The sequence below is a fragment of the Flavobacterium sp. Root420 genome (genome assembly GCF_001427905.1).
In the GTDB taxonomy this organism is placed as follows: domain Bacteria; phylum Bacteroidota; class Bacteroidia; order Flavobacteriales; family Flavobacteriaceae; genus Flavobacterium.
Genome location: NZ_LMEF01000029.1, coordinates 228,543 through 243,376, shown reverse-complemented (window position 1 = coordinate 243,376; position 14,834 = coordinate 228,543). Strand labels below are relative to the sequence as shown.

Annotated in this window: 14 protein-coding genes; all 14 read left to right on the top strand. The window is 34.2% G+C overall.

Annotation, left to right across the window (positions count from 1 at the left end; all coding sequences use genetic code 11):
• The first annotated feature begins 52 nt into the window (after nucleotides 1-52).
• The 14 genes from ASC72_RS15465 (at nucleotide 53) to ASC72_RS15400 (ending at nucleotide 14,830) form a co-directional block, all read left to right on the top strand.
• On the top strand, nucleotides 53-1,471 hold the full coding sequence (locus ASC72_RS15465) for a TolC family protein (RefSeq protein WP_056193553.1): 1,419 nt from the start codon (nucleotides 53-55) through the stop codon (nucleotides 1,469-1,471).
• A 254-nt stretch (nucleotides 1,472-1,725) separates the two neighbouring features.
• Entirely contained in the window at nucleotides 1,726-2,331 is a 606-nt protein-coding gene (locus ASC72_RS15460; protein WP_056192497.1) for a Crp/Fnr family transcriptional regulator, read from the top strand.
• A gap of 72 nt (nucleotides 2,332-2,403) precedes the next feature.
• Complete coding sequence (locus ASC72_RS15455) at nucleotides 2,404-3,138, top strand: GNAT family N-acetyltransferase (protein WP_056192494.1); 735 nt, start codon at nucleotides 2,404-2,406, stop codon at nucleotides 3,136-3,138.
• A gap of 296 nt (nucleotides 3,139-3,434) precedes the next feature.
• Nucleotides 3,435-3,815, top strand: a complete 381-nt coding sequence (locus tag ASC72_RS15450; RefSeq protein ID WP_056192491.1) for a DoxX family protein — start codon at nucleotides 3,435-3,437, stop codon at nucleotides 3,813-3,815.
• A gap of 12 nt (nucleotides 3,816-3,827) precedes the next feature.
• Entirely contained in the window at nucleotides 3,828-4,037 is a 210-nt protein-coding gene (locus ASC72_RS15445; protein WP_056192488.1) for a hypothetical protein, read from the top strand.
• An 80-nt stretch (nucleotides 4,038-4,117) separates the two neighbouring features.
• Complete coding sequence (locus ASC72_RS15440; RefSeq protein ID WP_056192486.1) at nucleotides 4,118-4,504, top strand: VOC family protein; 387 nt, start codon at nucleotides 4,118-4,120, stop codon at nucleotides 4,502-4,504.
• A gap of 10 nt (nucleotides 4,505-4,514) precedes the next feature.
• On the top strand, nucleotides 4,515-5,024 hold the full coding sequence (locus ASC72_RS15435; protein WP_056193550.1) for a DinB family protein: 510 nt from the start codon (nucleotides 4,515-4,517) through the stop codon (nucleotides 5,022-5,024).
• Between the two features lie 47 nt (nucleotides 5,025-5,071).
• Nucleotides 5,072-5,539: a hypothetical protein gene (locus tag ASC72_RS15430; protein ID WP_056192481.1), complete on the top strand. Its 468-nt coding sequence runs from the start codon at nucleotides 5,072-5,074 to the stop codon at nucleotides 5,537-5,539.
• Nucleotides 5,540-5,977: 438 nt separating this feature from the next.
• Complete coding sequence (locus ASC72_RS15425; RefSeq protein WP_056192478.1) at nucleotides 5,978-7,057, top strand: pesticidal protein Cry7Aa; 1,080 nt, start codon at nucleotides 5,978-5,980, stop codon at nucleotides 7,055-7,057.
• A complete protein-coding gene (locus ASC72_RS15420; protein ID WP_056192474.1) occupies nucleotides 7,038-9,311 on the top strand; it encodes a glycosyltransferase in 2,274 nt (757 codons plus the stop codon). The genes ASC72_RS15425 and ASC72_RS15420 overlap by 20 nt, the downstream gene beginning before the upstream one ends.
• A 268-nt stretch (nucleotides 9,312-9,579) precedes the next feature.
• Nucleotides 9,580-10,344 (top strand): ABC transporter permease, encoded by a 765-nt coding sequence (locus ASC72_RS15415; RefSeq protein WP_056192471.1) that lies wholly within the window; start codon nucleotides 9,580-9,582, stop codon nucleotides 10,342-10,344.
• A complete protein-coding gene (locus tag ASC72_RS15410; RefSeq protein ID WP_056192468.1) occupies nucleotides 10,341-11,120 on the top strand; it encodes an ABC transporter ATP-binding protein in 780 nt (259 codons plus the stop codon). The genes ASC72_RS15415 and ASC72_RS15410 overlap by 4 nt, the downstream gene beginning before the upstream one ends.
• A 24-nt stretch (nucleotides 11,121-11,144) precedes the next feature.
• Nucleotides 11,145-12,002 (top strand): MlaD family protein, encoded by an 858-nt coding sequence (locus ASC72_RS15405; RefSeq protein WP_056192465.1) that lies wholly within the window; start codon nucleotides 11,145-11,147, stop codon nucleotides 12,000-12,002.
• A 59-nt stretch (nucleotides 12,003-12,061) separates the two neighbouring features.
• Nucleotides 12,062-14,830, top strand: coding sequence for an AsmA-like C-terminal region-containing protein (locus ASC72_RS15400; protein ID WP_241775719.1), 2,769 nt, complete (start codon nucleotides 12,062-12,064; stop codon nucleotides 14,828-14,830).
• The last annotated feature ends 4 nt before the right edge of the window (nucleotides 14,831-14,834 follow it).

The window sequence follows — 14,834 nt, the reverse complement described above, 5'->3', positions numbered from 1 at the left end:
ATCTTGAAGCTAAAAAAGATACCTGTACAGAAATTTAATGACAAAATATAAAATGAAAAAGTATATAACCAAAATCGTGATGGTCGCCATTTTGATCACCACATTGATATCCTGTTCCGTTTCGAAGGATATTGAAACTCCAAAAGATGCACTTCCTGAGAATTTCAGGAATGCATCGGTTTCAAAAGATACGACGAGTATTGCCGATTTGGAGTGGAAAAACTTCTTTACAGAAAAAGATATTATCAAGCTCATCGACAGTGCGGTAGTTCGAAATAACGATTTGCAAATCGCTACTAAAAACATCGAAATTGCACAATACAGATTTACGCAATCTAAATGGGGAAATGTTCCTCAGGTGAATTTGAGCGTTACTGCCAGCAGCAGCAATCCGTCAGACAATAGTTTTACGGGAAAAAACCTGAATCAGGCTTTGGGTCAAAAACACATTGACGATTTCTCAGCCGGAGCCACACTTTCATGGGAAGCTGATATTTGGGGTAAAATCAAAAATCAGAAAAAAGGGGCATATGCTGAATATCTTCAATCTGAAGAGGTGAAAAAGGCGTTGCAAACCAATATTGTTGCCAATGTTTCTAAAGGATATTACAATCTTTTGATGTTGGATGCACAATTGGAAATTGCCAGACAAACCCTGAAACTGAATGACAGCACCACTACTATCATCAAACTGAAATACGATGCCGGTCAGGTAACTTCATTGGCGATTCAGCAATCCGAAGCGCAGAAATTAAACTCGGCGCAATTGATTCCGTTATTGGAACAAAACATCGCCATTCAGGAAAATGCCTTGAGTGTACTAACAGGATCTTTCCCGGATTCAAAAGAAAGAACGATTCGTTTGAGCTCGATTGCCATTAAAAACAATGCCGCTATCGGAATTCCGTCTTCACTAGTAAGCAGAAGACCCGATGTAAAAAGTGCTGAATTGGCTTTAAAAGTAGCCAACGCCAATGTTGGAATCACAAAAGCAGATTTTTATCCGGCTTTGAGAATTACAGCACAAGGTGGCGTGAATTCATTCGAAGCGAGTAATTGGTTCAATATTCCGGCTTCTTTATTCGGAACTGTTGCCGGAGGTTTAACGCAACCTTTATTAAACAATAAAAGAGTCAGAACGCAATATAATATTGCTGTTGTTGAAAGAGAAAAAGCCGTTATCCGTTTCAGACAATCTGTTTTAGTAGCGGTTGGTGAAGTTGCAGATGCTTTGGTTGCTGTTGAAAAATTACAACAGCAAGAAGCTTTTCTTCAAGAGCGCGTAAAAACGTTGCAACAAGCTATTAAAAATGCCAATCTGTTATTCAAAAACGGAATGGCGGAATACCTTGAAGTACTTTCTGCGCAAGCCAGTTTATTGCAAAGCGAATTAGAATTAGCCGATATAAAAAGAGCACAACTTTCTGCCAATACCGAGTTATATCGCGCATTGGGCGGTGGTTGGAGATAATACCCGTTTTAATTATTTATTTATTTGAGATGACGCTGTGAAACTTCGGTTTTGCAGCGTTTTTTTTATATCCGCCACCAATTACACTAATTTTTACTGATTATATTTTATAGAATTGTGCTTTTAATTTGTCTATAGTTAACCGTTTCAAGCGCGGGCTATGTTTAAAAAGAAATAAAAATTAGCGTAAATTTGCGTAATTCGCGGTAAAAACTTCGTGTCTTAGTCACTTTGCAGCAAAAAAACTTCAACAAATGTCAAGCAATCAAATCAGATACCTTCAGGAACTAAAACTAAAATTCCAAAGCTATGCTTCTATTTCAGATGCCTCCTGGCAATTAATAGAAAATATAGTTGAATTTCAATCTGTCAAAAAAGGAGAAATACTTTTACAAAACCGACATATTGCCAAAAAAATTCATTTTATCTGCAAAGGTGCTTTACGAGCTTTTATAACTGATGCAGCTGGAAATATTTATAACAAAAACATTTTTCTGGAAGGAGATTTTGCAGGCTCAACTGCTTCTTTAATTCAGCAAACTCCTTCTGATTTTTCTATTGAAACTCTTGAAGATTCGATCCTGATAAACATCAATTACAAAAAATACAGAGCATTAATTGACCAAAATACCGATCTTAAAAGCTATTATATCGCTTATCTCGAAAAGAATTGGGTAATCGAAAAAGAACAACGCGAAATTTCCTTAGTGATGGAAAATGCGACCCAAAGATACCTTAATCTGTTAGCCAAACATCCCGATATTTCAGAGAGGATTGCGCTGCTTCATATTGCGTCACATTTAGGAATTACACCAACACAATTGAGCCGAATCAGAAAAGAGCTTCAAAAAGATTTGTAACTCAACATATGTAAAGGTTTCCCATAAAAGGCAAGCTTATCTTTGCCTTAGATTCTCATAATTATAATCGAAATGAAAAATATAACCTTAATCGAAGACAACATAAATAATCTTACCGGTCTATGGAAAACTGTTGGAACTCCTTTCTTATCCTATCATAAAAATGAAGCTTTCGAATATTGTAAAATCGAAAATTCAGGCTGGCCCAATAAATTGTGGTTTCATAAAAATATTTCTAAAAAACATCTACCGGACATTATAAAAACCATGCAAACGAATTCAGGTTTGGTTTTGCCTTATTGGGATATCTACCCAACAAAAACTTATGAAGTATTGGATGCTTATGGTTTTGAAATAAAAACGGAACAAGTAGCAATGGCCTTGAAATTAGATCAGAAATTTACATTGCAAAATAATCTTAGTTTCAAAAGAGTTTCTAATGAACAAGATTCTAAAATTTGGTCAGATTTATACCCACGTGCTTTCGGTTACCTGATTAGTAAAGAAATCCTGATTCACAATCACAATGATGTTCATTTCTATTTGGTCTCTTTAGAAAATAAACCAATCGGAACTTTCATGCTTTTCCAAACTCAAAACAATATCGGAATTCATGGTGTTGGCGTTATTCCCGAAATGCGAAGAAAAGGTTTCGCCGAAGAAATCATCAAATTTGCACTTAATCTTTCCATTGATTTAAATGCTGATTATGCCTTATTGCAAGCTTCAGCAATGGGAAAAGACATTTATACAAGATTGGGTTTTGAGGATTTATTTGTGATTGAGAATTATGTTCTGAAGGGTTAAACAGATTTTCTTTTGTTTTTTTTAATTCTTCGCGCATTTATCTCAGAAATCACAAGTTTGTAGTTACTTTGTTTAAAAACCTCAAGCAGATTCTGCAGATCTAGCAGGTTTCTTTCTTCTTGCTTCTTTCCCTTTTATTCTATTATCTACAATCTAAAATCCACACTTTAAATCTAAAATCTTTCAATCTGTCTCAAATGACCCCAAAATAGTCGTAAATAACTATTCCGTAAGAAAAATAACATTAGTAGATTTGTATTAAATAATTAACTGATAACTATTTAAAAACAAATCACATGAAAAAAGCAAAGATTATTTTCTGGATTACTACAACTATTATTTTTCTGTTTGAAGGTGTTATGCCAGCGTTGACTTCTCAGTCTGAAATGGCTAAAGAAGGGATCAGGCATTTGGGCTATCCTGAATATTTTGGAAACGCTTTAGTTGTATTTAAAATTTTAGGAGTTTTAATTCTGGTAATTCCATCAATTCCTAAGAATGTAAAAGAATGGGCTTATGCCGGATTTGGATTCGATTTTATATTTGCGTCAATTAGCCATTTTGCTGTTGACGGTGTTAATTTCCAATCCTTTTTTCCTTTAATCTTTTTAGTTATTCTGGCTATTTCATACCATTATTATCATAAAATCGAACGCTATAAAAATATTGCGTTATAAACTTTTAAGACGATGATAGAAGTTTTCAAAACAAATGTTCAGGAAGTCGAGCAATCTATTTTGATTGTGGGGAAACTTCTTGAGCATTTTCCAAACAGTGCTATCAATTTTGATTTGGAAGACTGTGATAAGATTCTGCGGATTCATGGCGCTTCGATTTCACATAAGAAAATTATTGAAGTTCTTGATTCGTACGGTTATCATTGCGAAGTACTTTCGTAGAAAAACATAATCATTTGATTTTTAAATATTTAATTTAAAATTGTAAATTTGGTTAATCACTAATCATCAAATCATACCAAATGAATATTCCAAAGAATCATCAAACTGTAATGCCGTATTTAATTTTAAATGGTGCGTTAAACTTTATCGACTTTACCAAAAACGTTTTTAATGCCACTGTTTTGCACGCGCCTAAATTGCGTGACGACGGCACGGCATTACATGCTGAAATTAACATTCATGGTAGCACTATTATGTTTGCTGACACAACCAATGACTGGAAACCACAAACGGCAAACTTATTTGTTTATGTCCCAAATGCCGATGAAAGTTTCAAAAAAGCACTTGAAGAAGGTGCAACAGAATTGATGGCATTAAGCGATCAGGAATATGGCCGAACTTGTGGAGTAACTGATCCTTTTGGAAATGTCTGGTGGATCACATCAGTTGATGAATTCACAATTTAAATCAAAAAAAATGAAAACAGCTCTTCAAGCAGATATTGTCGAAACATTCAAAAAATTAAATGAGATCCATTCTAAGTTTTCTCAAACCGATCTCAATACGATACCTTATCTGGGAAGTTGGACAGCCGGGCAAACAACACAGCATATTATTCTATCCTGTTCAGGCTATTCTGAATTATTTGCCGGAAAAAAGGAAAAAACGATCCGAAAACCTAATCTTTATGTCAAAGATCTTGAAGCTCTTTTTTTGAATTTCAATATCAAAATGGACGCTCCCGAATTTTTAAGGCCGGAAATTATTGACTACAACAAAAACACACAAACTATTGCCCTTCTAAATATAGAATCTGATTTACTTAATTCATCTAAAATTCACGATTTAACATTAACTTGCCTTGATTTTCAAGTTCCCGGATTTGAAAAGTTTACCATTTTAGAATGGATTTCATTTGCCCTTATTCATTCACAAAGACATACTCATCAATTGAATACTATTTATAAGATGTTGACCAAAATATAAAACCATAATTTTAACTCTCCAAAAACCAAACCTCAAAACCATAACATATGAAATCAAAAAGCGGAACAATATTTTTATCGGGTTTAATTGCCGGTACACTTGACATACTTGCAGCTCTTATTATTTATGATCTCATTTTGCAAAAAACGACCTCCATCAAAATTCTTCAATCCATTGCTTCTGGAATATTTAAAAAAGAGGCTTATTCGGGTGGTTCACAAATGGCTTTGTATGGTTTATTGCTCCATTATTTTATAGCACTAACCTTTGCCTGGTTTTATTTTACTATTTATCCGTACTTCAAACTTTTAAAAAAGAATGCCTTACTATCGGGAATTTTGTACGGGATTTTTGTTTGGATCGTAATGAACCTTCTGGTTTTGCCAGCGGTATTTACGGCCCTTCCGGAAAAACACTTCGATTTCCCCCTAATTTTATCCATATTGATTTTAATCTTTTGTATCGGAATTCCTATTGCCTTTATTACAAGAAAACATTATTTGTTTCATCGATAGACAGTTTTCAGTCTCAGTTTTCAGTCTTACGCTTTTAACTAAAACCCGAGATTAGACAGCGATTTAGACTCACGACCCAGACTGAAAGTAAAAACCCAAAACTGAATATAAGACTACAGCGAGACTGAAAACTGAAACTGAAACTGAGACCGCGACTGAGTTTGAAGCTTAAAACTTACACAAATAAAACATTTTATGCCTAAAAAAAGCGAAACTAGTAATCTGGTTTCGCTTTTTTGTGAATAGTATAAAAGCACCACACATTAACGTTAATTTATCACTGCAATACCTTATAAATCAGTTTTTTGGATTAATTTTATAATCCCTCACTTCTTATTACATAATTCCCATATCAATCTTTTTGAGTTAATTTTTTGCTCGATTGGATTAACAGCCCCTCTATTGGTAAAGTAATTTTAGCTAAATAAAATTTAAGAGATGGAATTGGCAGTAGCGCAAAGTTTAATTGCAACAAAACACGGTGTAATTTTAGAAAAAACAGAAAGGGCATTTGAAGAGTTAGGCGTTTTAAATCCTGCGATTTATCAGGACGGAAATACAGTACACATGTTTTACAGAGCTGCTAAAAAAGGTAATTTTTCAACTGTTGGTTATTGTCGCTTTGAAGGCCCGACAACTTTAGTAGAAAGACATACTGAGCCGTTTTTTGTACCAGAATATATTTATGAAATCCACGGCGTTGAGGATCCTCGTATTACCAAAATTGATGATACTTTTTATATGACCTATGTTACCTATGATGGTATAAACGCTTGCGGTGCTTTGGCAACTTCAAAAGATCTGACTAAGTTTAAAAAGAAAGGAATTATTACGCCAAAATTTATTTTGCATGATTTTACTAATCTGATTAGAAATCATTTATTAAATCCAAGTATTGCTAAAATATTGGCTTTTAATACGGCAAGAAATTATCCTTTGACTGAAACAATGAAGGAACATTTGTTTGTTTGGGATAAAAATGTAGTGCTTTTTCCAAAGAAAATAAATGGAAAATTTGTGGCTTTACACCGATTATTCCCTTCCATTCAAATCGTTACTTTCGAAAAAAAGAAAGATTTAACGGTTGATTTTTGGAAAGATTATTTGAAAAACCTGCCCGATTATATTGTGATGGAGCCGAAATACGATCATGAAACAAGTCATATCGGACCGGGTGCTCCTCCTATTGAAACAAAAGATGGCTGGTTATTGATTTATCACTCAGCAGAAAAGCGCGAAAAAGGATTGGTTTATCATGCTTCGGCAGCTTTACTTGATCTTGAAAACCCACAAAAAGTTTTGGGCCGATTGTCAAAACCCATTATTACGCCTGCAGAATATTATGAACGACACGGTTATGTAAATTATGTTGTTTTTCCAACAGGAACAGCCATTTTTGACGACCAATTATATATTTATTACGGTGCCGCCGATGACAAGATTGCGGTGGCTTCTTTGAACCTTAACGACTTATTAACGGAACTAAAACAGAATCCCAATGAAAACGATATCAAATAAATCGAAAATAGTTTTTCTATCTACATTTCCTCCAACACAATGTGGAATAGCCACTTACACGCAGGATAGCATTAAAGGAATTACAGATGTTTTTGGTAAATCAATTACTTGTGAAATTTGCGAACTGGTCAATGAGCCAAAACCAAAACCAACGCAGGCGTTTACCTTAAATACAAAAGATAAAGCCGAATATGCTAAAGTTGCCGAACAAATAAATAATGACAAATCGGTAAAACTAGTCCATATTCAACATGAGTTTGGTTTATTTGGAGGAAACTATGGCGATTATTTGCTAGACTTTTTAAACGTTATTAAAAAACCGCTTACGTATACTTTCCATTCTGTTATTCAAAATCCGAATAATGAATTGAAAACCTTTGTAAAATTATTGTTGAGCTACAGCAACTCGGTTTTTGTTATGACCAATCAGTCAAAAGAAATTTTGATGAGAGATTACGACATTGATGAAAAAATAATTACTTGTGTACCACATGGAACCCACATTGTAATTTATGAAACTCCGGATCAGGCAAAACAAAAATTTGGCATTCAGGACAGAAAAGTGCTTTCAACTTTTGGTCTTTTGGGCGAAGGAAAAAACATTGAAACCGGACTTCAGGCTTTGCCAAAAATCATCGAAAAAGAGCCAAATGTGCTGTATCTAATTATTGGAAAAACGCATCCAAATTTAATTAAAGACGGTGTTGACGCCTATCGGGATAAACTGGAAGGCATTGTTGAAGATTTAAATTTAAAAGACAACGTACGTTTTATCAATCAATATCTGGATACCAATGAACTTTTAGATTATTTAAAAGCAACAGATGTTTATCTATTTACTTCAAAAGATCCAAATCAGGCCGTAAGTGGCACTTTTTCTTATGCAATGAGTTGTGCTTGTCCAATGGTGGCTTCAAAAATTCCGCATACTTTAGAAGTATTAACATCTGACTGCGGTATTTTGGTTGATATTGGAAACGTAGATCAATTTGCAGAGGAAACAATAAAATTACTTGCTGATGATAATTTAAGAGAAGAGATGGGAATCAATGCATTTACAAAAATGCGCGCCTCATCGTGGGAAAACGTTGCGATCAAGCACATGAATACCTATAAAACTTTGATGGAGAATCCTGGTGAAATTAAATTTACTTATCCTTCAATTCAGTTGAGACACATCAAAAAATTAACTACTGATTTAGGAATTATACAATTCAGTAAAATTTCCATTCCTGATCTTTCTTCAGGTTATACTTTAGATGATAATGCACGTGCTTTAATTGCTTTTTGCATGCATTTTAAACTTACGAAAGACAAAGAAGATTTGCCTTATATTTTAATTTATTTGGATTTTATCGAACGTTGTCAAAAACCTAAAGGTAATTTTATCAATTATGTTGATCAGGAAAACAGAGAGCATATAGAGCAAAATGCAGAGGTTAATCTTGAAGATTCAAATGCACGAGCTTTATGGGCGTTGGGAACCGTGGTTTCAATCGGTGATCTTTTACCGGAAGCCATTTCTAAAAAAGCATCAAAAGTTTTGTTGAATTCTTTAAAATGGGCCGAAACAATTCAGTCGCCACGTTCGATTGGTTTTGCTACCAAAGGGCTGTATTTATACAATACTGCTGTTCCAAACTTATATGTTGCAGCAATTATCAATAAACTCAATGCAAAATTGCTTTCTAACTATGAAATTCATGCTTCAAGCGATTGGAAATGGTTTGAAAATTATATGACCTACGGAAATGGTATTTTGCCCGAATCAATGTTGTTTGCCTATTTAGTGACCAACAAGCCTATTTACAAAAAAGTAGCATTGGATTCATTGGATTTCCTAATGTCAAAAATGTTTGTCAATAAAAATTTCAAGGTCATTTCGAATAACGGATGGCTACATAAAGGAGAAGAGCCAAAAGAATACGGGGAGCAACCAATTGATGTTGCCTACACCATTCATACTTTGAATTCCTTTTATGACGCTTTTGGTACGCCAGAATACAAGCATAAAATGAAAACAGCCTTCAACTGGTTCTTAGGGAAAAATCATTTGAATCAGATTATGTATAACCCTGTAAGTGGTGGTGGTTATGACGGATTAGAAAAAGAAAACGTAAACCTAAATCAGGGCGCAGAGTCCACAGTATGTTATTTAACAGCGCGGTTACTGATGGAAAATCTTAAGTCATCTGACACCAAAGTGATTCCATTAATGAAATCAAGAAAAGATGGTATAGCAATTAATTCTTAAAATTATAGCGATAAAAACTGGCCAAAACGTTATAAACCCATGAAATCCTTTTTTTTCGAAGAAGGGATTTTTTGTTTTATAATGTTTTCTGCAACGTTCTTTCTCCATTATTATTGTGTTTTACAATGTTAATTATATAAACTTCATAAAAAGTTGTGTAATGGAATTTCTTTGGTTATAAGATATCTTTAATACTTGATAATCAGGACATAGTCAATTTTATAAAGAGTTGATCTTTAAAGGTTTTCAACAAAAACTAAAACATAATATGATTCTCACTTTAAAAAATACATTCACCGAAATTGGAAATGCGACCTTGTTTGCAAAACAGTTTTTTAAGGAGGTTTTTGTTCCTCCTTATGAAGCAAAAGAGTTTTTGAAACAATGTTATGTCATTGGCTATAAATCATTACCACTTGTTGCGATTACCGGTTTTATAATGGGATTAGTTTTAACGCTGCAATCCAGGCCAACATTGGTCAAATTTGGAGCAGAATCCTGGTTACCCGGAATGGTAGCGCTTTCGCTTATACGAGAAATCGCTCCGGTAATTACTGCTTTGATCTGTGCCGGGAAAATCTCATCAGGAATTGGAGCCGAGTTAGGTTCGATGAAAGTGACCGAACAAATTGATGCCATGGAAGTTGCAGCAATTAACCCCTATAATTATTTGGTTGTAACCCGAATTTTAGCCTGTACCTTAATGGTTCCCTTGTTGGTTTTTTTTGCCGATGCAATTGGAATTTTTGGAGGTTATATTGGGGTTAATATTCATAGTGATGTGAATCTTTACCGCTATATGACGCAAATTTTTCAGTCTCTTGAGTTTTTAGATTTATTTCCAGCCACAATCAAAACATTCTTCTTCGGTTTTTTTATCGGAATGATTGGATGCTATAAAGGATTTAATGCTGCAAATGGAACTGAAAGTGTGGGTAAAGCAGCAAATTCTGCAGTGGTAACAGCATCTTTAGCCATTTTTATTTTGGATATGGTCGCAGTTCAAATAACCGATTTATTTTTTGTACTATGATTAAAGAGAAAGAAAATATAGAATCAAAAACAAAAGAAAAGGCAAAAACTCCGATAATTGAGATCAGGGATTTGCACAAAACTTTTGGCAAAGATAATAAGGTCTTGCAAGGCGTAAATCTGACCGTAAATAAAGGCGAAGATTTAGTGATTTTGGGTCGTTCCGGTTCAGGAAAATCAGTTACTATCAAATGTATTGTCGGTTTAATTGAACCTGATAAAGGCGAAATTAAAGTGTTTGATGAAAATGTCTTGAATCTGACAAAAAACGAATTAAACGAAATCAGATCCCGAATTGGATTTCTATTTCAAAGCGGCGCCTTATACGATTCGATGTCGGTTAGGGAAAATCTGGCCTTTACTTTAAGAAAGCACAAAAGAGAATTGACAGCCGAAGAAGTTGAAAGTGAAATAATAGAAGCATTAGACAATGTTGGTTTAGCCGATGCCATTGACAAAATGCCGTCTGAATTATCAGGAGGAATGCAGAAAAGAATTGGACTGGCCAGAACTTTAATTTTGAAACCGGAAATTATCTTATACGATGAACCCACAACAGGTTTAGATACCATAACATCGAGAGAAATCAGTGAATTAATCTTAGATATCAAACACAAACAAAAAACGACATCGATCATTATAACACATGATATGGCCTGCGCAAAACTTACCGCCGACCGCATTATGGTTTTGAAAGAAGGAAAGATACACGCTGAAGGAACATACGAAGAACTAGAAAAAGACGAAGACGAATGGGTTCGTTCTTTTTTCGAATAAACCAAAAATAAACTATTAGAAATCATGGAGAAGCAATCTGGATATACTTGGAAATTAGGAATGTTTGTAACAATAGGCTCGCTGCTTTTTATACTGGCAGTTTACTTTATTGGAAAACAAAAAAACCTTTTTGGCTCGACATTCAACATTACATCGCAATTTAAAACCGTAAGTGGTTTGGAGGTGGGAAACAATGTCCGTTTTTCAGGAATTAATATCGGAACGGTTGAAGAAATCAGGCTCATTAACGATTCTTCGGTTGTAGTTTCAATGGTCATAAAAGACAAAGTTCGTGAATTTATCAAAACAGATGCCCGTACCAGTATTGGTTCTGATGGGTTAATGGGCGATAAAGTTCTGACTATCTCTCCAGGGGTAAAATCTACAAAAGTGATTGAAAATGGAGGGCAACTGGCTTCTGTTCAGGGAATCGAAATGAATGACATTATGAAAAGTGTTAAAAAAAGTATGGATAACGTGGGAGTTATTTCTGAAGAATTAGCCATTTTCAGTCATAGTATGAATAACGGAAATGGTGCTTTAGCCAGATTGGTCCGTGACGATAAAATGGCCGCCAGTGTTTCAAATACACTTTCTAACTTAGAAAACGGAACAAAAGGTTTTAGTGAAAATATGGAAGCTGCAAAAAGCAATTTCTTATTTAGAGGTTATTTCAAGAAAAAAGAGAAACAAAAAGAAAAACAGGCTGAAGAAGCCAAAGAGAAAAAAGAAGAACAAGCTGAAAAAGCTGCGAAAGAAAAAGCTGCGAAAGAAAAAGAAGCAAAAGAGAAAGAGGAAAAAGCCAAGGAAGAAAAAGCTAAAGAAGAAAAGCAAAAAGAAGAAGACGCCAAAAAAGCACAGGCTGAAAAAGCAAAATCCTAAACTTAGAATCAAATGTAATGAAAGCCTCCTATAAAAATATAAGCCTAAAAATCCTGAAAGTGGCAGGAATAGTAATAGCAAGTATCTTGCTATTATTGTTTTTAATTCCATTGTTGTTTCCAGGAACAGTCGCATCCGAAGTAAAGAAAATAGCCAACGAACGTTTAGATACTAAAATGGATTTTTCTAAATCCAGATTGTCATTTTTTACCCATTTCCCATCCCTTACTGTTTCACTAGACCATTTATCGATGACGGGTTCTGCTCCGTTTAGAAATGATACTTTGATTAAGGCAGAACAAGTCGCTTTTGGGATTAACCTGAAAAGGTTAATTTTTGACAATGAAGTTAAAATCAATAAACTTTACGTTTCTAAAGCTTTGATCAATATAATGGTTAACCAAAAAGGACAAGCAAATTATAATATCTATATTTCTGATCCCAAAAACATAAAAAATGAAGATAAACCAGAAGAAGGAACAGCAATTCGTCTAGAACGCATCGATCTTGAAGATTGTCATGTTAAATACAATGATCGTTCTGCTAAAATTCTGGTCGATGCAAAAGGTTTCAATTACATAGGAAAAGGGAATCTAAGCGAAGATATTTTTGACTTAAATACCAATGCAAAAATCGATAATATTGATTTTTACTATAACAGAACCGCTTACTTAAGAAAAAAAGAACTGCGAGCTGATTTGATTACCCGAATCAATACTAATGCCTTATCTTTTATTCTTCAGAAAAACGAATTAAAAATCAATAAACTTCCTTTAAAATTCACTGGTTTTTTCACCATTTTAAGAGATGGATATAAAATAAATATCAAAGCAGCCTCAGAAAACACAACGGTAAAAGATTTATTTTCTGTGATGCCTCCTGAATATTTAACCTGGATGGATGAAACTGAAATTTCAGGTAAAAGTGATTTGCTTTTTACTTTTAGGGGAAATTATAACGTATCAAAAAATCAAAAACCAGATTTGGCATTTAATTTAAAAATTGATGAAGGTGCAATCAACTATCAGAATGCTCCTGCTCCATTGAAGGATTTTCAAATGAATTTAAATGCTGTTCTGCCTTCGCTTGATGTCGAAAAATTGTTGATTAATTTAAGAACCTTAAAATTTAAAGTGGGTGAAAAGGATTATTTTAATGCTTATTTACACAGTAAAGGCTTCAACGAAATGACCGTAGATGCAAGCGTAAAAGGTGCTTTGGATTTGGCAACCGTCGATGCGGCCTTAGGTTTGACCTCAATTGAATTAAAAGGAATTCTGAAAACCAATATTCAGGCAAAAGGTGTTTTTAGTACGTCAAAAAAATTATTTCCAAAGACAATTGGCGGAATTTCTTTACACCAGGGCTGGCTTAAAACGGACTCCTATCCTAACCCAATTACCGATATTACTTTTGTTGCCAATGTATTGAATAAAGCCGGAACTTTTAAGGATTTGATTATTGCCGTTGCCCCTGCATCTTTTGTTTTTGAAGGAAATCCGATGTATGTCAATGCAACTTTATCCGATTTTGGCGATCTGGCTTATAATGCCAAAATAAAAGGCGAATTGAATGTGGGCCGAATCTATCAGGTGTTTTCTCAAAAAGGACTTGATGTTACCGGTTATGCAAAAGCAGATCTTTCATTAAAAGGAAAACAAAGTTATGCCACCAACGGAGAGTATGATAAATTGGATAATCGAGGAACTCTTTTGCTGAGAAATATCAAAGCAACATCAGAGCTATTTCCAAAGTCTTTCTTTATCAAAGAGGGAAATTTCCGTTTCCAAAATGAAAAAATGTGGTTTGAAAAATTCTATGCTTCTTATGGAAAATCGGATTTTGATATTAACGGATATCTTTTAAACACCATAAATTACTTTCTGGAATCGCAAGGAACTTTGAACGGAAACTTCAACATGAAATCAAAATTGATTAATGTAGATGAATTTATGGCACTTGAAAAAGGCGAAAATAAAGATCGAAATATTGAAGTACAATACGCCAAAGAAGATCATCCAAAAATGAGTGGTGTTGTTATTATTCCAAAAAACTTAAATGTGGCCCTTACCGCAAATGCGGATAAAGTAGAATATAACGGACTGGTTTTTCACAAACTTTCCGGTAAGGTCGGCATTGCAAAAGGCGGTTTGTTTTTAGAAAATACTACTTTTAATATCATCGATTGTATTTTAGGTATTGCTGCTTCATACAAAGATGAAACGCCAACATCTGCCCATTTTAATGCTCATTTTACAGCAAAAGATTTTAGTGTACAAAGAGCCTACAAAGAAATTCCGATGTTTCATGATATGGTAACTGCAGCTGAAAAAGCACAAGGAATCATTTCTGTTGATTATAACGTAAAAGGAGATTTAAACGGAAATATGGGACCTATTTACGAATCTCTTGAAGGTGGCGGAACTATAACTTTGCGCGATGTACAAGTTAAAGGCCTTAAATTATTTGATGGAATTAGTTCACAAACCGGACAAAAGGTTTTAAATAACCCCGATATGAAGGGAATCGTAATTAACTCGACAATTGACAATAATTTAATTCATATTGAACCTTTTACATTTAGTGTAGCAAGTTTTAGGCCTACCATAAAAGGCACAACAAGCTTTGACGGATTATTAGATTTAAGAATGCGATTAGGTTTGCCACCTGGCGGACTTGTCGGTTTTCCAATTGTAATTACGGGAACGCATGAAGAACCGAAAATCAAAATTTTCAGTAAAACAGGACAAAAAATATATGACGCCATTTATGATGAAAAAAATAATAAAGTGGTTCGGGAAGAAAAAGTAAGCAAACGAAAAAGTTAAAGAA